The organism is Streptomyces fradiae (assembly GCF_041270065.1).
In the GTDB taxonomy this organism is placed as follows: Bacteria; Actinomycetota; Actinomycetes; order Streptomycetales; family Streptomycetaceae; genus Streptomyces.
Genome location: NZ_CP065958.1, coordinates 1,750,142 through 1,768,325, shown reverse-complemented (window position 1 = coordinate 1,768,325; position 18,184 = coordinate 1,750,142). Strand labels below are relative to the sequence as shown.

The window sequence follows — 18,184 nt, the reverse complement described above, 5'->3', positions numbered from 1 at the left end:
CCAGTAAAGGGATTTCGCTTCTTGACCGCTCCATTGGGGCTGCCCTAGCGTGCTGCTGTTCAAGAATATGGACGCCAGTCAGAATCTTGTACGACAGGGAGTGCCCGTGACCACACCCCCGCTCGCCGACCGGCTCGACGGACTGCTCTTCTTCCCCGTCACCGCCTTCGGTCCGGACGGCGCCGTCGACCTCGACGTCTTCCGCGCCCACGTGCGCGCCGGGATCGACGCCGGCGCGGGCGCCGTCTTCGCCTGCTGCGGCACCGGCGAGTTCCACGCCCTGACCCCCGAGGAGTTCCGCGACTGCGTGGCCGCCGCCGTCGACGAGGCCGCCGGCCGGGTCCCCGTGCTCGCCGGCGCGGGCTACGGCACCGCCCTCGCGATCCGCTACGCCCGGCTCGCCGAGGAGGCCGGCGCCGACGGACTGCTCGCCATGCCCCCGTACCTCGTCGTCGCCGACCAGGCCGGGCTGCTCCGCCACTACACCGAACTCGCCGCCGCCACCCGGCTCGACGTCATCGTCTACCAGCGCGACAACGCGATCCTCACCCCCGACACGGCCGTCGCGCTCGCCCGCACCCCCGGCGTCATCGGCCTCAAGGACGGCTACGGCGACCTCGACCTGATGCAGCGGATCGTCAGCGCCGTCCGCTCCGCCGGCCTCGGCCTGCGCTACTTCAACGGCCTGCCCACCGCCGAACTCACCGGCCTCGCCTACCGGGGCATCGGCGTCACCCTCTACTCCTCCGCCGTCTTCTGCTTCGCCCCCGACATCGCCCTCGCCTTCCACCGCGCGCTGACCACCGGCGACGACGCCACCGCCGAGCGCCTCATCGACGCCTTCTACCGCCCGCTCGTCGAACTGCGCTCGCGCGGCCGCGGCTACGCCGTCTCCCTGGTCAAGGCGGCGGTCCGGATGAACGGTCTGGACGTCGGCGAGGTCCGCCCGCCGCTGAGCGAGCCGCACCCCGAGCATCTGAAGGAGCTCGCCGTGATCCTCGACCGCGGCCGGGCCGCGCTCGCGGAGGGGACGCGGTGAGAGCGGGCGCCTTCCTCTACCCCTGGGACGTCACCGGCGACCCGGCCGCCCCCGGCCGGCTCGCCGCGCTCGGCCTCGACCGGATCACCCTGGCCGCCGCCTACCACTCCACCCGCGCCCTGACCCCGCGCCACCCCCGCCACCGGATCGTCACCGCGGGGCACGCCGCCGTGCTCTACCCGCCGGACCCGGCGCGCTGGCGGGGCCGCGCCCTCGCTCCGTACCCGGCGGGGGACTGGGCCCCCGGCGACGCCTTCGGCGCGGCCGCCGACGCCCTGGCCGGCACGGGTCTCGCCCTGCACAGCTGGGTGGTCCTCGCGCACAACTCCCGGCTCGGCGCCGAGCATCCGGAGAGCTCCGTGGTCAACGCGTACGGCGACGCCTACCCCTGGGCACCCTGCATCGGCCAGGACGCCGTGCGCGCCTTCCTGACGGACCTCGCGGCCGAGGCGGCGGTACGGCCCGGGGCAGCCGGCACCGAGCTGGAGTCCTGCGGCTGGTACGGGCTCGCGCATCTGCACGCCCACGACAAGACCGCCGGCGTCGCGCTCGACTCCGGCGCCCAGTACCTGATGTCGCTGTGCTTCTGCCCCTCCTGCCGGGAGGGGTACGGCAAGGAGGGCGCCGACCCGGACGAGCTCGCCGCGGCGGTCCGCTCCGCCCTGGAGCCGGTCTGGCGCGGCGGCCCCGCCGCCCCGCTCCCGGCCCCGCTCGCGGACGCGGCCCTCGCCTGGCGCCTCGCCGCCGCCCGCACCCTCCAGGAGGACGCCGTCGCCGCCGTCCGGGCCGCCGCCCCGCCCGGCTTCCGGGTCCTGCTGCACGCCGACCCCGTCCCGTACCACTGCGGCGCCAACGCCGGCACCGACCCGGCCCAGGTCCTCGCCGTCGCCGACGGCGTGGTGACCCCGGCGCCGCACGTGGCCGCTTTCGCGGCCCACGCGCGCGTGGGGACGGTCGTCGCCGCGAACCTCACCGTGGTGGGCGGGATGGGCGGCTCACCGGGCACCCTGGCCGCGGACGCCCGCCGGGCGGCGGACCAGGGGGCCACGGAACTGAGCCTGTATCACGCGGGCCTGGCGTCCGACGCCGATCTGGCGGAGGTCCGGGAGGCGCTGGCCGCGCTGCGCTGATCCCCGGTCGCCGGGACCCGGTTGCGCTCGCCGGCCGGGCGGGCCCCGAAGGCGATACGGCGGTGCGCCCGGCGCAGGATCAGCCGGGTCAGCAGCGGGTGGACGCGGCGGACGACCGCGAAGTAGAGCCGGCCGCGCGTGTTGTGCAGCCGTACGGCGGTGGCCAGGGTCACCGCGTCCTCGCCGATCACCACCGAGGCGCGGAAGTCCAGGTGCGAGGCGTCCTTGCCGAGCATCAGCTCGGTGTCCGACACACCGCGGACCGGGAACGGCAGCACCTGCCGCCAGGCCAGCGGGCCGCGGGGCATGCCGGGCGGGAGCGGCATCCGGTAGGCGTCGGCGTAGTCGGGGGCCGGGACGGCGGCGTGCAGCAGCGCGGCCTCCGGCGGTACGGGCACGGTGGCCGGCCGCGCCCAGAGCAGGCGGTTGACCAGGAGGGCGCGGACCGGGCGGCGGGCCGGCGGGTGGGGCAGGTCGCCGCCGAGCACGGCCCGCTCGGCGTTGTCGAAGGCCTCCTCGACCATCGTGTCGTGCACGGGCTCGATCGCCAGCTTGAAGAGGGCGAACGCCCGGGCCCCCATGGTCACTTCGAGGACGTGGGAGATCCGGCAGCGGCCGGGACCGAGCGGCTCGACGTCGAAGCGGTGATAGCCGGTGCCGAGGCCGTCGCCGGTGGTGTCGAAGCGGACCGAGCGGCCGGGCTCGTGGGCGCCGACCCGGTAGCGGACCCGGCCGTGGCCGCCGTCGGCGCCGACGCCGAGCGGACGGTCGAGCACCATCGCGGGCCAGACGGGCGTCGGGAAGAGCGGGTCGTCCGGCGCGGAGAGCCGGTCGAGGAGGGCGCCGACGGTCTCGGCGGAGGCCTCGACGACCCTCTGGTGGACGTTGCGTACCGTGCGCGTTCCGGACATGACCGGACCTCCATACGGGAGCGTATGTTCCAACCGTACGGTACCGTACGGAAACATGCACGACTCCCCGGCCCCCACCGCGCGACGCGGCGCCCGCAAGCGGCTCACCGCCGACGACTGGGCGGACGCGGCCCTCGCCGCGCTCGCCGAACGCGGACTCGCCGGAGTCGCGGTGGAACCCCTCGCCGCCCGCCTGGGCACCACCAAGGGCAGCTTCTACTGGCACTTCGCCAACCGCGACGCGCTCGTCGCCGCGGCCCTCGCACGCTGGGAGGAGCGGTCCACCGAGCGCGTCATCCGCGCCATGGAGGCCGCCGAACCCGACCCGGCCGCCCGCCTCGGCGCGCTGCTGCGCGGCGCGACCGCGATGGCCGCCGAGGACCCCCTGGAGGTACGGCTCTTCGCCGCCGGCGACCACCCCGCGCTCGCGGCGGCCCTCACCCGCGTCACCGAGCGCCGCGTGAGCTACCTCGCCCACCTCTTCGAACTGCTCGGCTTCCCCGCCGAGCAGGCCCGCCACCGCGGTCTGCTCGCCTACACCAGCTACCTGGGCCACGCCCAGCTCGCCCACGCGACCCCGTCCGCCGTCCCGGCGGACCCCGCCTACCTGGACGCGGTCATGGAGACCCTGCTCAGGCCGTGACCCGCGCCGCCCGCCGGGTCTCGCACCACAGGGCCGCGCCCGTCACCAGGGCCCCCAGGCCCTCCCACAGGCCGACCCCGAGGAAGCCGGCCGGGGCGCGGCCGGTGACGACGGCGAGGGTGAAGACCGAGAAGGTGAGCAGCCGGAACGGGACCGTCCAGCGGAAGAAGGCCTTCCAGTCGGCCAGGGCCGCAAGCACGTAGTAGACGCCCATGTTCAGGGCCGCCATGGACGACGCCGTCAGAAAGAGCAGGGTGTGGTCGTCCGCAGCCCGGTCCGCACCGGGGATCGGGGTCAGACCCATGAGGCGGATCGTCGTGTCGGGGGAGACCAGGCCCACCACGCCGAGCGCCGCGGCGAGGACGCCGAAGACGGCCATGGTCCAGCCGGACGGGGAGCGGGGCAGACGCACGTTCGAGAGCATGCGTCCTGCATACCGTGCGGCGGGGACCGGACACCAACCGGCCCCCGCCGTCCGTCACTTCGGAGCGCCCATCCGGTGCGTCACCTCAGCGCGGCCTTCATCATCTTCTGCGCCACCGGCGCCGCGAGCCCGTTGCCGCTGACCTCCGAGCGCGCCGCGCCCGAGTCCTCGATCAGCACCGCGACCGCGACCTCCTTGCCGGACGCCGGATCCTTCGCGTACGAGGTGAACCAGGCGTACGGCGTCTTGCTGTTGTTCTCGCCGTGCTGTGCCGTGCCCGTCTTGCCGCCGACCTCCACACCGCCGCCGAGCGCCGCGTTGGTGCCGGTGCCCTCCTCGACCACCGTCCGCATCGCGCTGCGCAGCTGCTTCGCGGTCTCCGCCGACACCACCCGCTCGGTCGCCCCGTCCTCGTACGACTGGAGCGCGTCGCCGTCGGAGTCGACCACCTGCGACACCATGTGCGGGCTCGCCAGCAGACCGTCGTTCGCGATGGCCGCCGACACCATCGCCATCTGCAGCGGCGTCGCCGTCACGTCGAACTGCCCGATGCCGCTCAGCGCCGTCTGCGCCTTGTCCATCCCCGACGGGTACACGCTCGGGTACGCGCGGACCGGCACGTCCAGCTCCTTGTCGTCGAAGCCGAACTTCTCCGCCATCGCCCGCACCTTGTCCTGGCCGAGATCGACCGCCATCTTCCCGAAGACGTTGTTGCAGGAGTAGCGCAGCGCGGTGCGGATCGTCGCGTTCTCGCACGGCGCCGACGCGTTCTCGTTCTTCAGGACGGTCCGGGTGCCCGGCAGCGTGTACGGCATCGGGCTGTCCGTCGCCGTGTCGACGGAGCCGTAAAGCCCGTCCTCGAGCGCGGCCGCCGCGACCACCAGCTTGAACGTCGAGCCCGGCGGCAGCGGCTGCCGCAGCGCCCGGTTCACCAGCGGCTTGTCCTCGTCCTCCGTCAGCCGCTGCCACTCCTTGCCGTCGGTCAGCCCGGCGATCTTCGACGGGTCGTACGACGGGGTCGACACCATGCCGAGGATCCGGCCGGTCTTCGGGTCGATGGCGACGGCCGCGCCCTTCTTGTTCCCGAGCGCCTCGTAGCCGGCCTTCTGCACCGCCGGGTCGATCGTCGTCAGGACGGTGCCCGGATCCGCCCGCTTGCCGGTGAGCGCGTCCAACGGGTTCTTCAGGCGGGTGTCGGTGCCGTCCAGGACGCCCGAGTAGATGCCCTCCAGCTGGGTCGCCCCGTAGGCCTGCGAGCTGTAGCCGGTGACGGCCGCGTACAGCTCGCCGTCCGTGTAGCTCCGCTTGTAGGCGAGGTCGCCGCCCTTGGTCTCCTTCGATCCGGTGACCGGCGAGCCGGCCACGACGATGTTCCCGAGCGGCGCCGCGTACTGCGCGATGATCTTCCGCCGGTTGTTCTTCTCGTTCGCGAGGGCCTTGCCTTCGTACGCCTGCACCCAGGTGGCCCGCCCGAGGAGGGCGAGCACCAGGAGGAGCACGAAGACCGCGCCGCGCCTGATCGTCTTGTTCATCCCACTCAGCGGGACGACCGGGACGGCGGCGATCGTTCCTGATGTGTCCGGTTTCTCAGCGAACCTTCATGTGAGGACCGGTCAGGCCGGGTCAGGTGTTCGGTGTGATGAAGCCCGACTCGTACGCCGCGATCACCGCCTGGGTACGGTCCCGGGCGCCCGTCTTCGCGAGCACCGCCGCCACGTGCGACTTCACCGTCGCCGCGCCCACGCCCATCCCGGCCGCGATCTCCGCGTTCGTCAGGCCCTTCGCCATCCGGCGCAGCACCTCCGCCTCCCGGTCGGTGAGCCGGGCCGCCCAGGGCGGCGCCGCCGGATGCCGGCGGGCGTGGTCGGCGGCCAGCGCCCGGACCGCCGCCGGGTAGAGCAGCGAGTCGCTGCGCGCCACCAGGCGGACCGCGCTCACCAGCTCCTCCGGCGCCGCCCGCTTCAGCAGGAAGCCCGCCGCGCCCGCGCGCAGCGCGTCGTACACATAGGCGTCGTTCTCGAAGGTGGTCACGACCAGGATCCGGGGCGCTTCCGGCGAGATCGTCCCTGCCAGGATCTGCCGGGTCGCCTGGATCCCGTCGATCTCCGGCATCCGCACGTCCATCAGGACCACGTCCGGCCGCAGCTCCCGCACCGCCGACACCGCCTCGGCGCCGGTCGCCGCCTCCCCGACGACCTCGAGGCCGTCCTCCGCGTCCAGGATCACGCGCAGCGCGGTCCGCACCATCCGCTCGTCGTCCGCCAGGACGACCCTGATCGGGCCGCTCATCGCGCACCCCCGACCGGCAGCCGGGCGGCCAGCCGCCAGCACCCGTCGACCGGGCCCGCCTCGGCGGCGCCGCCGAGCAGCCGGGCCCGCTCCGCCACGCCGCGCAGGCCGCGCCCGCCGTCCGGGCGGGCCACCGGCGCAGGGCCGGTGGCCGGCAGCGGATTCTCCATGATGATCTCCAGTTCGTCCCCCGACAGCGCGATCCGCGCCGTCACCGTCTCGTCCCGCGCGTACCGCACCGCGTTCGTCAGCCCCTCCTGCACGATCCGGTACGCCTCCCGGGACACCGCCTCCGGCAGCCCCGCAAGATCCCCGCGCACCGTCAGCGCCACCCGCGGCCCTGCGCCCCGCACCAGCGCGTCCAGGGCCTCCAGACCGGGCGCCGCGAGCTCCCCGTCGTCCTCGCCGCTGCGCAGCAGACCGAGCACGGCGTCGAGTTCGCCGACCGTGCGCCGGGTCGTCTCCTCGATCGCGGTCAGCGCCTCCCGTACGAAGCCCAGATCGCCCGCCCCGGTGTCGAGCACGCCGTCGACGACCCGGCGGGCCGCCCCCGCCTGAAGGGTGACGGCGCTCAGCGCGTGCCCCACCGAGTCGTGCAGCTCCCGGGCGAGCCGGTTGCGCACCGCGAGCTCGGCGGCCCGCCGCTCGGCGGCCACGAGCCGGTCCGCCGGGCTCGGCCCGAGCAGCCGGGGCGCCGCCGCGGCCAGCAGCGCGCCCGCCGCCGCGGCCGCCGCCGCGAGGCCGAGGAGCATCAGCAGGCCGAGCGGCAGCCCCGCCCAGGCGAGCCACGGCCGGTCCAGATGCCAGAACGCGCCCAACTCCGACTCCCGCAGGGCGGCCGAGAACGGCAGCGCCGCCACCGAGAGCGCGAACGGCGGCAGCGCCAGACTGGCCCCGCTGACCAGGGCGCCCGCGCCCAGGTGAAGCACGAACCAGCCGGCCGTGCGCGCCTTGGCCTCCGCCCCGCGCGCCGGGCCCTCCGCGAACCGGCCGGGCGCCACCCCGCACAGCGCCCGCGCCACCGCCACCGACATCGGCCGGGTCAGCGGGAACAGCGCGGTGAGCGCGGCGAGCGGCAGCCCCACCCCGTACGCGCCGAACTGCACGAGCAGACTGCCGCCGAACGGCCCCCCGCCGTCCGTCAGCGGTCCGAGCACCACGGTGCCGACCAGCCAGTACGGCATGAACAGCGCGCCGCCCACGATCAGATGGAGCCAGCGCCGCCGGGCCCGCTGCCCGAACAGCGCCTGCCAGGCGCGCCTCATCCGGTCGCGGCCCGGCGGCGCAGCACCACGGCCAGGCAGCCGGCCAGCAGGAATCCGGTGATCATCTCGCCAGCGTAGGCGGCGGTCATCAGACCCGTCGGCTCTTTCCCGGGATCGGCGAGCGGCAGCAGCGACACCAGCGACATGTACGCGCCCCAGCACCCGACCGCACCCGAGGACACCCAGGCCAGGGCCATCACGGTGCGGGTCCACAGCCCGGCCGGCCGGCGCCCGACCAGGAGCAGGGTGGCGAGCGGGGCGAGGACCAGGAACAGCACCCGGACCGCGTCCACGGTCGCCTTGTCGGCGTCGTACTGCGCGGCGAGATCGGGCGAGAGGCCGTCGGTCATGCCGCCGACCCACAGCACGGCCAGGGTGGCGGGCAGCAGGGCGAGGACGGCCCCGGCGACGGCGACGGCCCGCACCCCGGGCCCGGCGAGCCCGGCCGGCAGGTCACCGAGCCGCCCGGCCCAGACATGGCCCCAGCGCTCGCGGGCGTACAGCGCGAAGAGGGTGCCGAGGGCGAGGCCCTGGGCGATGAAACCGCCGTAGACGACGGGGAAGACCCAGGCGTCGAGGAACGGCTCGTCGGCCGGTCCCGAGGAGCCGCCGTTCTGCCCGGTGACGAGCGCGACGAGCAGCTGGGCAGGATAGCCCGCCATGATCGGGGCGAGCAGACCGGTCGCCGCCCACATCGGCAGCACGAGCAGCCAGGCCCGCACCCGCAGTCCCCACGGCTGGGTGAGGAGCAGGGCGAGCAGCACGACGACGGCGTCGGCGAGCACGGTGAGGGAGTTGCCGACGGCCATCGCCGTCGGATGGTCCAGGAGCACGCTCCCGTCGGGGATGCCGACCCGTCCGCCGCCGATCCAGGCCACCTTGAGCGTGATGTACGGCAGGCAGGCCACGATCGCGAGCACGCGCAACGCGCGCCGGGCGGGGGTGGAGGTGGGGGCGGGTGTGGGGACGGGGAGTGTCGGTGTCGTCATGCCCTCACGCTCCCGCGCGCCCCGGCCCCGGCGCGTCCTGCCGGACGGCGAACCGCCTCCGCCGCGCGGGGGAGACGGAGGTGGACCCGACGTAGCATCGGCGCCCATGGGAATCTTTGTCGACGGGGTGATCGAGGTCCGAACGCCCGGTGGCGAATGGGACATGGCGGTCGATCTGCTCGACTTCGACCTCGGCAAGCAGAGTTACGCGCGCGAGGTCCTGTTCGGGTGTCCCGGCGGCCTAGGGACCCTCCGGGCGCTGTTCGACCAGCGTGGACTGCCGGCGGACGCCACCGCCGAGTACATCCTGGACGACGAGGTCAACCACAGCCACTCGTACGCCACCTGGGCCGAGGTCGTGGCCGCCGACTGGGACGCGCCGCTCTGCGACGGCCCCGTCGGCCCCTGGGTCGGCGAGTGGCGGCCCGGTCCGGACGGCGAGCCGGTCTTTCACGACATCGTCTGGATCCCGGACGAGGTGGACCGCGCGGCCGACGAGGTCTTCGGCGAGGAGCTGTGCCCGTGGGAGTGGCCGGAGGGCGGTGAGGTGCCGCTGAACGGGTCTGTGTACCGCCCGGTCGTCATCACGGCCCGGATGTTCGCCCCGCCGGAAGGCGACTGGGCGCCCGTGTGGGACGCCATGCGCACGCACGCCGCCCAGCACGGGGACGACAACGTGCGCCTGATCGTCTGGTTCGGCTGAGGCCGCCCCGACGCGTGTTCAGAGCCTGCGCGTCGCCAGCGTCAGCCGGTCGCGGGCGTCGAACAGCGCGTCCTTGATGAGCTGTTCGTGCCCCGGGGTGAGCCGGGCCACCGGCACCGAGCAGCTGATCGCGTCGCGGGCCGGGGTGCGGTAGGGGATGGCGATGCCGAAGCAGCGCAGGCCGAGGGTGTTCTCCTCGCGGTCCACCGCGTAGCCCTGCTCCCGGATCACCTGCAGCTCCTGGATCAGCTGCTCGCGGTCGGTGATCGTGTGCTCGGTCAGCGCGGGCAGCGTCTCCGGCAGCAGCTTGCGGACCTGCTCGTCGCTGTGGGTCGCGAGCAGCGCCTTGCCCAGGGAGGTCGAGTGGGCCGGCAGCCGGCGTCCCACCCGGGTGAACGGGCGCAGATAGTGCTGGGACTGACGGGTCGCCAGATAGACCACGTTGGTGCCGTCGAGGCGCGCCAGGTGGATGGTCTCGGTGGTGTCGTCGGAGAGCCGGTCCAGGGTGGGCCGGGCGGCGGCCACCACCTCGTCGCCGTCGATGTAGGACGTGCCGACGAGCAGCGCGCGCACCCCGATGCCGTACCGCGTGCCGGTCGCGTCGGTCTCCACCCAACCAAGCTCGACCAGCGTGCGCAGCAGCATGTACAGGCTGGACTTCGGGTAGCCGACGGCCTCCTGGACGGCGGCGAGCGAGTGCATGCCGGGCCGCCCGGCGAAGTACTCCAGCAACTCCACCGTCCGCACCGCGGACTTGACCTGCGCCCCACCGGCGTCGCTCGTCGCCATCGCCCCTGGCCCCCTCGTCGTCCCTCGCCCTTGGTTCCGGCGCTCGGTCCCGCGCGGTCTCCTGCTCCGCGCGGCCTTGCGGAACCCCCTTGTGGAGACGGCTCGGCCGTCCCTAGAGTCCCGATGTCGGATTCACCTACAGGGACCGCGTTCAGAATAGCGAACAACGTGGGCGAGGGGCGTGTCGTGGCAGCACCAGTGTGGAGTGTGGACCCCCGGACGGGGAAGGCGCGGGAACAGGTCGCCGTGGAGGCCGACGCGGCCGAGGTCGACGCGGCCGTACGGGCCGCGTACGCCACCCGCGGCGCCCTCGCCGACCGCGGGGCGCGGGCCCGGCTGCTGCGCGCCGCCGCCGAGCTCCTCGACGCGGCCCGCGACCGGGTCGTCGAGGCCGCCGACGCCGAGACCGCCCTCGGCCCGGTCCGGCTCACCGGCGAACTCGCCCGGACCACCGCCCAGTTGCGGTACTTCGCCGGCATCGTCGAGGACGGCGCCTTCCTGGACGTACGGATCTCCCGGCCCGACCCGGCGACCACCCCGCCCACGCCCGACCTGCGGCGCATGAAGGTCCCGCTCGGCGTCGTCGCCGTCTACGCGGCCAGCAACTTCCCGCTCGCCTTCTCCGTCCCCGGCGGCGACACCGCGAGCGCGCTCGCCGCCGGCTGCCCCGTGGTCGTCAAGGCCCACCCCGACCACCCGGCCACCTCCGAACTGTGCGCCGCGCTGCTGCGCAAGGCCGCAGCCGAGAGCGGACTGCCCGAGGACGTCGTCCGGCTCGTGCACGGCTTCGACGCCGGCACCGAACTGGTCCGGCACCCGCTGGTCGCCGCCGCCGGCTTCACCGGCTCGGTACGGGGCGGCCGGGCGCTCTTCGACGCGGCCGCCGCCCGTCCCGTACCCATCCCCTTCCACGGCGAACTCGGCTCGCTCAACCCCGTGGTGATCACCGAGGCGGCGGCCGCGGAACGGGCCGAGGAGCTCGGCGCGGGCCTCGCGGCCTCCATGACCCTGGGACAGGGGCAGTTCTGCACCAAGCCCGGCTTCGTCCTGGCGCCGGCCGGCGAGGCCGGCGACCGGTTCCTGTCCGCCCTCACGGACGCCGTGAGCGAGACCGAGCCCGGCGTGATGCTCGACCACCGGATGCGGGACGCCTTCCTCGACGGCGTACGCGAGCGGGCCGCGCTCCCCGGCGTCACCGTGACCGTCACCCCGGGCGCCGGCGGCGAGCACACCGTCAGCGGCGGGGTCCTCGTCACCGACGCGGGACCGCTCGCCGAGGGCGGCCACGCGGCCCTCCTGGAGGAGTGCTTCGGCCCGGTGACCGTCGTCGCCCGCTACGCCTCGCGCGAGGAGGCCGGCACGGTCCTCGGCCTGCTGCCCGGCAACCTCACCGCCACCCTCCACACCGCCGACGAGGACCCCGAGGCCCCCGGCCTGCTCGCCGACCTCACCCCGCTGGCCGGCCGGATCCTCGTCAACGGCTGGCCGACCGGCGTCGCCGTCGCCGACGCCCAGCACCACGGCGGCCCCTACCCGGCCACCACCTCCCTCTCGACCTCGGTCGGCGGGACGGCGATCGAGCGCTGGCTGCGCCCGGTCACGTACCAGTCGACCCCGCAGCACCTGCTGCCGCCGGAGCTGCGGGACGCGACGGAGGCCGGGGAGGGCTGATCACACCCGGCATCGACGCGAACCGTCGCGCAGCCCGGACCGGATGTACGCGGACGCCAGGCGGCTCCGCCCGCGCCTAGGCCCGGCCACGGCCCCTCGGCAGCCGCAGCGAGGCGAGGGCCGTCGTCGACAGCAGCACCGCGCTGATCACGAGCGAGGGGCGGAGGGCCGAGGCGACGTCCGTGGCGGCGAAGGAGCCGAAGACCGCGACGGCCAGCGCTCCCGCCGTCTGGCGGATCGCGTTGAGGAGGCCGGCCGCCGTGCCCGCGCGCTCCGGCGGGACGGTCTCCAGCATCGCGGCGATCAGCGGGGGAAGCGCGAAGCCGCAGCCCAGGGCGAGCGGGACGAGGAGCAGGGCCTGGACCGCGCGGGGGGTGTGGGCGTCCACGGGCAGCAGGGCGAGGAGGCCGGCCACCGCGACGACCTGGCCGACGACGATCGGGAGCCGCGCCCCGTACCGCGCCGCGACCTTCGCGGAGAGGACGTTCACCCCGGCGAGCAGGCCGGTCATCGGCAGGAACATCAGGCCCGCGCCCAGCGCCGACAGCCCGAGCACCTGCTGGAAGAAGAGGCTGAAGACGAAGACCATGCCGTAGAAGGCCACCGTGTTCGCCGCGCCCGCCGACACCGCCACCAGCACGGTCGGGTCGCGGAACAGGCCCAGCGGCACCATCGGGTGCCTCCGCCGCGCCTCGATCAGCACGAAGGCCGCGAAGGACACCACCGCCAGCCCCAGCGCCCACCAGGCCGCCCGGCTGCCCTCGATCGCCGCGAAGGTGAGGGCCGCGAGCGCCACCACCGCCGTCAGCTGGCCCGGCAGGTCCAGCGGGGCGGGCCGGCGGGCCGAGCGCGGCACCCGGGCAAGCAGGGCGAGGGCCAGCAGCCCGAGCGGCAGGTTGATGAAGAAGATGCCGCGCCAGCTCCACGCCGTGGTCAGCGCACCGCCCGCGACCGGCCCCAGGGCCACCGCCACCGTGCCGCCCGCCGCCCACAGCGACACCGCGCGGGCCCGCCGCAGCGGATCGGCGTACGCCTCGCGGACCAGCGCCAGCGAGGCCGGCAGCATCACGGCCGCCGCCGCGCCCTGCACCGTGCGCGCCGCGAGCAGCGCCGGCAGACCGGGCGCCAGACCGCAGGCGGCCGAGGCCAGCGTGAAGACGACGACCCCCGCCCCGTACGCCCGGCTCGCGCCGATCCGGTCGGCGAGCGCGCCACTGGACAGCAGCAGAGCGGCGAAGACGAGCGTGTACGCGTCGACCACCCACTGCAGTCCGGTCATCCCGGCCCGCAGTTCGCCGCCGATGGCCGGCAGCGCCACGTTCACCACCGAGGTGTCCAGGGTGATGAGCGCGAAGCCGAGCAGGGCGGCGGCGAGCGCGGGACCGGGAACGGGGCCCCGAGCAGGGGCGGAAGGGGTGTCAACAGGGGGCGGGGCGAGGCGGGTTGTGGTCATGGGCCCAGCCTGCGCGGCCGCCGGCCCGTACAGTAGTGGCCCGAATGCCATATGACCGGAGGTTCTGGCCATGACCGCTGTCCGGCGCGTCGCGGTGATCGCCGCCCCGCCCGTCTCGATGTTCAACCTGGCCATCCCGGAGATGCTGTTCGCCAAGGTCGAGACGGACGGCGGACCCGCCTACGAGACGCTCATCTGCGCCCCCGACCCCGGACCGGTCGCCACCACCGGCGGCCTCGACCTGCACGTGCCGCACGGCCTGGACGCCGTGACGGGCGCCGACACGGTGATCCTGGCCGGCAGCGGGCAGTACGACGACCCCGACCCGCGCATCCTCGACGTGCTGCGCCGGGCCGCCGCCGACGGCCGGCGGATCGCCTCCATCTGCACCGGCTCCTTCGCGCTCGCCGCCGCCGGCCTCCTCGACGGCCGCAGCGCCACCACCTACTGGGCCTACCGCGAACTCCTCGCCGAACGGCACCCCGCCGTCGACCTCCAGGACGACGTGCTCTTCGTCCAGGACGGCCCGCTGCTCACCTCCTCCGGCTACGCCGCCGGCATCGACCTGTGCCTGCACATCATCCGCACCGACCACGGCGCCGCCGTCGCCAACACCGTGGCCCGGCTCGCCCTCGTCGCCCCCGTCCGGCCCGGCGGCCAGACCCAGTTCACGCTCACCCCGCTGCCGCCCGAGCGCGGTGCCTCCTTCGCCGCCACGCGCGCGTGGGCCATGGAACACCTCGACCGCCCGCTCACCCTCACCGACCTGGCCCGGCACGCCGGCGTCTCCGTCCGCACCCTCTCCCGCCGCTTCCACGCCGAGACCGGGGTCAGCCCGCTGCAGTGGCTGTTGCACCAGCGGGTCGAACGGGCCAAGGAGCTCCTGGAGACCACCGCGCTGCCCATGGACGTGCTCGCCCGCGCCGCCGGCCTCGGCACCGCCGACTCCCTGCGCCAGCACCTGCTCCGCCGCACCGGCCTCACCCCGAGCGCCTACCGCGCCTCCTTCAACCGGCTCCCCGGCGCCGGTGCCGGGGCCGGAGGGCGGGCGGAGGTGCGCCAGGAGGTGCGCCCGCTCACACCGGCGGCCGCGGCGGAATGAAACCGGCGCGCCGGGGCGTTCCCGCCACGGAACACCCTGAGCAACCGGAACACCCGCACCACCGAGCCCCCCCCGTAGGAGAAGCCACCCATGCGCGTCGAGATCTGGAGCGACATCGCCTGCCCCTGGTGCTACATCGGCAAGGCCCGCTTCGAGCAGGGCCTCGCGGCCTTCGCCCACCGGGACGAGGTCGAGGTCGTGCACCGCTCCTTCGAGCTCGACCCGCACCGCGCCAAGGGCGACACCGGCCCGGTCCTTCAGATGCTGGCGCAGAAGTACGGGCGCAGCCTCGACGAGGCCCGCGCCATGGAGGCGCACGTCGCCGACAACGCCCGCTCCGAGGGCCTCGGCTACCGCACGGAGGGCCGCGACCACGGCAACACCTTCGACATCCACCGCCTGCTGCACCTGGCCAAGGAGCGCGGCCGGCAGAACGAGCTGCTGGACCTGGCCTACCGGGCCAACTTCGCCGAGGAGCGCTCCGTCTTCGACGACGAGACCCTGGTGACCCTCGCGGTCGAGGCCGGTCTCGACGAGGCCGAGGCGCGTGAGGTGCTCGCCGACCCCACCGCGTACGCCGACGCCGTACGGGCCGACGAGCGCGAGGCGGCCGAACTCGGGGCGAACGGCGTGCCGTTCTTCGTCCTCGACCGGCGCTACGGGGTGTCCGGCGGCCAGCCCGCCGAGGTCTTCACCCAGGCCCTGGAGCAGGCCTGGCAGGGCCGCGTCCTGCAGCCGGTCGGGGGCGGCGACGCCGCTGCTGCTGCCTGCGACGTCGACGGCGGAAACTGCTGATCCGTCCTTCCCCTGCCGGTTTCCACGCCGGTGTCCACGTCGCTGTCCAGGTCTTATAAGTCAGGCTTGCAGATTCCCCATGATCTCTCTCAATTGACGTGAGATCGTGGGGAATCCAGTCTTGTCCCATGGAATCCGTGGAACACCACCTGGACCGTCCGGACCGCCTGGAGCCGCTGGGCGGCGCCGAGTTCGCCCCCAAGCAGACCTATCTCAACACCTCCGCCTGCGCGCTGCTGCCCCGCCGCACGATCGACGCGGTCGTCGCACTCGCCGAGGAGACCGCCGACGGGCGCCCCGGCGGCGCCGGCGACTTCGAGGTGGCCGACGAGGCCCGGGCCGCCTTCGCCCGGCTCGCGCACACCACCCCCGACCGCGTCGCGCTCGGCAGCTCCGTCTCCGTCCACGTCGGCATGGTGGCGCAGTCCATGCCGGCCGGGGCCGAGATCCTCTTCCCCGAGGGTGACTTCTCCTCCGTCAGCACGCCCTTCACGGTGCGCGGCGACCTGAAGACCCGGTTCGTGCCGCTGGACCGGCTCGCCGAGTCCGTACGGCCGGAGACCGCGCTCGTCGCCTTCTCCGCCGTGCAGTCGGCGGACGGCCGCACCGCCGACTTCGCGGCCGTCCGTGCCGCGGCGGCGGCGCACGGCGCCGGTACCCTGCTCGACGCCACCCAGTCCGCGGGCTGGCTGCCGCTGCACGCGGAGGAGTGGGACTTCACCGTCTCCGGCGGCTACAAGTACCTGCTCTGCCCGCGCGGGGCGTCCTTCCTCACCGTCACGGCCGAGGCGCAGGACGCGCTGCTGCCCATCCACGCGGGCTGGGTCACCGGCGAGGAGCTGTGGTCCAACAGCTACGGCCCGGTGCGTGAACTCGCCCGCTCCGCCCGCCGGTTCGACGAGCCGCCGGCCTTCCTCTCGTACCACGGCGCGGCCCGCTCGCTCGCCCTCCTGGAGGAGATCGGCATCGAGCGGATCGAGGCCCACAACAAGGCCCTCGCGGCCCGCTTCCGGGCCGGACTCGCCGCGCTCGGGCACCCGGCGGTCGCGGACGACTCGACGGTCGTCGGCGTGCCCGGCATGGGCGAGCGCGCGCAGGCGCTGCGCGCGGCGGGCGTCCTGCTCTCGGCCCGCGCCGGGAACCTGCGGGCCTCCTTCCACCTCTACAACTCCTCGGCCGACGTCGACCGGGCCCTGGAGGTCCTCGCCGCCGGCTGAGCCGGGCGTGATCCGGAAAGCGACGCCTCAGCGGTTCTCCGGCCCGCACTCGCCCGCCTCGCCGCACAGGTTCTCCTCCAGGCGGGCGAGCAGCCGGGTCAGCTGTGCGCGGTCGTCGGCGTCGAGCCCGGCCAGGGTGCGCTCCTCCAGGGTCGCCCAGGCGGCCTCGACCCGGGACCGCAGGGCCTCGCCCTCCTCCGTCGGCTCGACCAGCACGGCCCGCCGGTCGTCCGGGTCCGGCCGGCGGCGCACATGGCCGCACTGCTCCAGGCGCTGGAGCATCTTCGTGACCGTCGACGGGTCGAGCCCCAGCGACTGGATCAGCGCCGACTGGCGCACCGGCCCGCAGTCCCACAGGGCCATCATCAAGAACTCCTGGCCCGGATAGAGGTCCGCCTCCTTGAGCAGGCGCGCCGCCGCGATCCGGTGCAGCCGGGCCACCCGGGACAGCGCGTGGCTGGCCGGCCCGCCGCGGGCCGCCGACGGCAGGCCGGCGGTGGCGGGGTAGGTACAGAAGGGTTCGGTTCCGGACACGGGGCTCTCCTCCAGGGTGCAGGTCTCCAGATTAGCTTGGTCGGCCAAGGAATGCGTTACAGTGGGCTCGCAGCAAATCATTGGCCGACCACATGTTTATGGTTGGTCGGCCACATAAATGCTTGGTCGACCATATATGCCCCCGGGAGGGCCGTCATGACCACCGCCTTCGACCCCATCGACCTCGCCGGCGCACGCCTCGCCAACCGCATCGCCATGGCGCCCATGACCCGCAGCCGGGCCGAGGCCGAGCGCCGCATCCCCACCCGGCTCACCGCCGAGTACTACGCCCAGCGCGCCTCCGCCGGCCTGATCATCACCGAGGGCGTGCAGCCCACCGCCGTCGGCCAGGGCTACCCCAACACCCCCGGACTGCACAGTGCCGAGCAGATCACCGCCTGGCGCGAGGTCACCGACGCCGTCCACGCCCGCGGCGGCACGATCTTCGCCCAGCTCATGCACGCCGGCCGGATCAGCCACCCCGAGGTCCTCGGCGACGGCCTCCACCCGGTCGGCCCGTCCGCCGTCACCCCGGCCGGACAGCTCTTCGCCGGCCCCGGCATGAAGGACTTCATCGCCCCGCGCGAACTGACCGGCGACGAGGTGCGCGAGACGATCGAGGGCTTCGCGGCCGCCGCCCGCAACGCCGTCGAGGCCGGCTTCGACGGAGTCGAGATCCACGGCGCCAACGGCTATCTGGTGCACCAGTTCCTGGCCACCAACACCAACCACCGCACCGACGAGTGGGGCGGCCCCGTCGAGAACCGCATCCGCTTCGCCGTCGAGGTGGTCCGCGCCGTCGCCGACGCCATCGGCCCCGAGCGCACCGGACTGCGGATCTCCCCGGCCAACCGGTACAACGACATCGCCGAGACCGACACCGACGAGGTCTACCCGGCCCTCGTCGCCGCGATCGACCCGATCGGCATCGCCTACCTGCACGTCACCGAGCCGGTGGCCGAGGTACGGGACCTCACCCTCGCGCTGCGCAAGCGCTTCTCCGGCACCTTCGTGCTCAACCCGGCCACCGAGGGCCCGACCGGCCCCGAGGCGCTCGGCCTGATCGAGGACGGCACCGCCGACATCCTGGCGTACGGTGCCCTGTTCCTCGCCAACCCCGACCTGCCGGCCCGTCTCCGGGCCGACGGGCCGTACAACACCCCCGACACCGCCACCTTCTTCGGCGGCGACCACCGCGGCTACACCGACTACCCGGCGCTGTAGCGGCAC

Annotated in this window: 18 protein-coding genes; 9 read left to right on the top strand and 9 right to left on the bottom strand. The window is 74.5% G+C overall.

The genetic code is table 11. The features are described 5' to 3' along the window. Nucleotides 1–106 precede the first annotated feature (106 nt). Together JAO84_RS07925 and JAO84_RS07920 are read left to right on the top strand one after the other, a co-directional pair. Nucleotides 107–1,039, top strand: a complete 933-nt coding sequence (locus JAO84_RS07925; protein ID WP_370411662.1) for a 5-dehydro-4-deoxyglucarate dehydratase — start codon at nucleotides 107–109, stop codon at nucleotides 1,037–1,039. Then, the gene (locus tag JAO84_RS07920; protein WP_370411660.1) at nucleotides 1,036–2,169 is read left to right on the top strand and encodes a hypothetical protein; all 1,134 of its coding nucleotides are present in this window, start codon (nucleotides 1,036–1,038) and stop codon (nucleotides 2,167–2,169) included. The genes JAO84_RS07925 and JAO84_RS07920 overlap by 4 nt, the downstream gene beginning before the upstream one ends. On the opposite strand, the gene JAO84_RS07915 is transcribed toward JAO84_RS07920, so the two are convergent. Beyond that, a complete protein-coding gene (locus JAO84_RS07915) occupies nucleotides 2,103–3,080 on the bottom strand; it encodes a DUF2867 domain-containing protein (RefSeq protein WP_370411658.1) in 978 nt (325 codons plus the stop codon). The two genes, JAO84_RS07920 and JAO84_RS07915, sit on opposite strands and share 67 nt — an antisense overlap. Before the next feature lie 55 nt (nucleotides 3,081–3,135). Between JAO84_RS07915 and JAO84_RS07910 the strand changes: the two genes are divergently transcribed. After that, the gene (locus tag JAO84_RS07910; RefSeq protein WP_370411656.1) at nucleotides 3,136–3,723 is read left to right on the top strand and encodes a TetR/AcrR family transcriptional regulator; all 588 of its coding nucleotides are present in this window, start codon (nucleotides 3,136–3,138) and stop codon (nucleotides 3,721–3,723) included. Here JAO84_RS07910 and JAO84_RS07905 read toward each other — a convergent pair. The 5 genes from JAO84_RS07905 to JAO84_RS07885 form a co-directional block, all read right to left on the bottom strand. Continuing rightward, nucleotides 3,713–4,147: a hypothetical protein gene (locus JAO84_RS07905; RefSeq protein ID WP_370411654.1), complete on the bottom strand. Its 435-nt coding sequence runs from the start codon at nucleotides 4,145–4,147 to the stop codon at nucleotides 3,713–3,715. The genes JAO84_RS07910 and JAO84_RS07905 overlap by 11 nt on opposite strands. Nucleotides 4,148–4,227: 80 nt before the next feature. Further along, nucleotides 4,228–5,679, bottom strand: a complete 1,452-nt coding sequence (locus tag JAO84_RS07900) for a peptidoglycan D,D-transpeptidase FtsI family protein (protein WP_370411652.1) — start codon at nucleotides 5,677–5,679, stop codon at nucleotides 4,228–4,230. Nucleotides 5,680–5,770: 91 nt separating this feature from the next. Continuing rightward, entirely contained in the window at nucleotides 5,771–6,436 is a 666-nt protein-coding gene (locus JAO84_RS07895) for a response regulator (RefSeq protein ID WP_370411650.1), read from the bottom strand. Further along, entirely contained in the window at nucleotides 6,433–7,701 is a 1,269-nt protein-coding gene (locus tag JAO84_RS07890) for a sensor histidine kinase (RefSeq protein WP_370411648.1), read from the bottom strand. Before JAO84_RS07890 ends, JAO84_RS07895 begins: the two co-directional genes overlap by 4 nt. After that, entirely contained in the window at nucleotides 7,698–8,690 is a 993-nt protein-coding gene (locus JAO84_RS07885) for a hypothetical protein (RefSeq protein WP_370411646.1), read from the bottom strand. Before JAO84_RS07885 ends, JAO84_RS07890 begins: the two co-directional genes overlap by 4 nt. A 106-nt stretch (nucleotides 8,691–8,796) precedes the next feature. Between JAO84_RS07885 and JAO84_RS07880 the strand changes: the two genes are divergently transcribed. Next, nucleotides 8,797–9,393, top strand: coding sequence for a hypothetical protein (locus JAO84_RS07880; RefSeq protein WP_370411644.1), 597 nt, complete (start codon nucleotides 8,797–8,799; stop codon nucleotides 9,391–9,393). 18 nt (nucleotides 9,394–9,411) lie between these two features. On the opposite strand, the gene JAO84_RS07875 is transcribed toward JAO84_RS07880, so the two are convergent. Next, nucleotides 9,412–10,182 carry an IclR family transcriptional regulator gene (locus JAO84_RS07875; RefSeq protein ID WP_265866058.1) on the bottom strand — a complete coding sequence of 257 codons (771 nt, stop codon included), beginning with the start codon at nucleotides 10,180–10,182 and terminating at the stop codon, nucleotides 9,412–9,414. A 123-nt stretch (nucleotides 10,183–10,305) separates the two neighbouring features. Between JAO84_RS07875 and JAO84_RS07870 the strand changes: the two genes are divergently transcribed. Next, nucleotides 10,306–11,853, top strand: coding sequence for an aldehyde dehydrogenase (NADP(+)) (locus JAO84_RS07870; RefSeq protein ID WP_370411642.1), 1,548 nt, complete (start codon nucleotides 10,306–10,308; stop codon nucleotides 11,851–11,853). 76 nt (nucleotides 11,854–11,929) lie between these two features. Here the strand turns inward: JAO84_RS07870 and JAO84_RS07865 are convergent, their stop codons facing one another. Next, nucleotides 11,930–13,306: an MFS transporter gene (locus tag JAO84_RS07865; protein WP_370411640.1), complete on the bottom strand. Its 1,377-nt coding sequence runs from the start codon at nucleotides 13,304–13,306 to the stop codon at nucleotides 11,930–11,932. Nucleotides 13,307–13,376: 70 nt separating this feature from the next. On the opposite strand from JAO84_RS07865, the gene JAO84_RS07860 reads away from it, so the two are divergent. From JAO84_RS07860 to JAO84_RS07850, 3 genes are all read left to right on the top strand, one after another. After that, nucleotides 13,377–14,408 (top strand): GlxA family transcriptional regulator, encoded by a 1,032-nt coding sequence (locus JAO84_RS07860; RefSeq protein WP_370411638.1) that lies wholly within the window; start codon nucleotides 13,377–13,379, stop codon nucleotides 14,406–14,408. A gap of 90 nt (nucleotides 14,409–14,498) precedes the next feature. Beyond that, complete coding sequence (locus JAO84_RS07855; protein WP_370411636.1) at nucleotides 14,499–15,203, top strand: DsbA family oxidoreductase; 705 nt, start codon at nucleotides 14,499–14,501, stop codon at nucleotides 15,201–15,203. A 128-nt stretch (nucleotides 15,204–15,331) separates the two neighbouring features. Next, nucleotides 15,332–16,420, top strand: coding sequence for an aminotransferase class V-fold PLP-dependent enzyme (locus JAO84_RS07850; RefSeq protein WP_370411634.1), 1,089 nt, complete (start codon nucleotides 15,332–15,334; stop codon nucleotides 16,418–16,420). A 27-nt stretch (nucleotides 16,421–16,447) separates the two neighbouring features. On the opposite strand, the gene JAO84_RS07845 is transcribed toward JAO84_RS07850, so the two are convergent. Beyond that, nucleotides 16,448–16,954, bottom strand: coding sequence for a MarR family winged helix-turn-helix transcriptional regulator (locus JAO84_RS07845; RefSeq protein WP_265866054.1), 507 nt, complete (start codon nucleotides 16,952–16,954; stop codon nucleotides 16,448–16,450). 156 nt (nucleotides 16,955–17,110) lie between these two features. Between JAO84_RS07845 and JAO84_RS07840 the strand changes: the two genes are divergently transcribed. Continuing rightward, the gene (locus JAO84_RS07840) at nucleotides 17,111–18,178 is read left to right on the top strand and encodes an alkene reductase (RefSeq protein ID WP_370411632.1); all 1,068 of its coding nucleotides are present in this window, start codon (nucleotides 17,111–17,113) and stop codon (nucleotides 18,176–18,178) included. The last annotated feature ends 6 nt before the right edge of the window (nucleotides 18,179–18,184 follow it).

Excerpts from the sequence above, each read along its gene's own strand:
- JAO84_RS07915 (WP_370411658.1), bottom strand. The coding sequence starts at position 3,080 with ATGTCCGGAACGCGCACGGTACGCAACGTCCACCAGAGGGTCGTCGAG.
- JAO84_RS07910 (WP_370411656.1), top strand. The coding sequence starts at position 3,136 with ATGCACGACTCCCCGGCCCCCACCGCGCGACGCGGCGCCCGCAAGCGG.
- JAO84_RS07905 (WP_370411654.1), bottom strand. The coding sequence starts at position 4,147 with ATGCTCTCGAACGTGCGTCTGCCCCGCTCCCCGTCCGGCTGGACCATG.
- JAO84_RS07900 (WP_370411652.1), bottom strand. The coding sequence starts at position 5,679 with ATGAACAAGACGATCAGGCGCGGCGCGGTCTTCGTGCTCCTCCTGGTG.
- JAO84_RS07895 (WP_370411650.1), bottom strand. The coding sequence starts at position 6,436 with ATGAGCGGCCCGATCAGGGTCGTCCTGGCGGACGACGAGCGGATGGTG.
- JAO84_RS07890 (WP_370411648.1), bottom strand. The coding sequence starts at position 7,701 with ATGAGGCGCGCCTGGCAGGCGCTGTTCGGGCAGCGGGCCCGGCGGCGC.
- JAO84_RS07885 (WP_370411646.1), bottom strand. The coding sequence starts at position 8,690 with ATGACGACACCGACACTCCCCGTCCCCACACCCGCCCCCACCTCCACC.
- JAO84_RS07880 (WP_370411644.1), top strand. The coding sequence starts at position 8,797 with ATGGGAATCTTTGTCGACGGGGTGATCGAGGTCCGAACGCCCGGTGGC.
- JAO84_RS07875 (WP_265866058.1), bottom strand. The coding sequence starts at position 10,182 with ATGGCGACGAGCGACGCCGGTGGGGCGCAGGTCAAGTCCGCGGTGCGG.
- JAO84_RS07870 (WP_370411642.1), top strand. The coding sequence starts at position 10,306 with ATGTCGGATTCACCTACAGGGACCGCGTTCAGAATAGCGAACAACGTG.
- JAO84_RS07865 (WP_370411640.1), bottom strand. The coding sequence starts at position 13,306 with ATGACCACAACCCGCCTCGCCCCGCCCCCTGTTGACACCCCTTCCGCC.
- JAO84_RS07860 (WP_370411638.1), top strand. The coding sequence starts at position 13,377 with ATGACCGCTGTCCGGCGCGTCGCGGTGATCGCCGCCCCGCCCGTCTCG.
- JAO84_RS07855 (WP_370411636.1), top strand. The coding sequence starts at position 14,499 with ATGCGCGTCGAGATCTGGAGCGACATCGCCTGCCCCTGGTGCTACATC.
- JAO84_RS07850 (WP_370411634.1), top strand. The coding sequence starts at position 15,332 with ATGGAATCCGTGGAACACCACCTGGACCGTCCGGACCGCCTGGAGCCG.
- JAO84_RS07840 (WP_370411632.1), top strand. The coding sequence starts at position 17,111 with ATGACCACCGCCTTCGACCCCATCGACCTCGCCGGCGCACGCCTCGCC.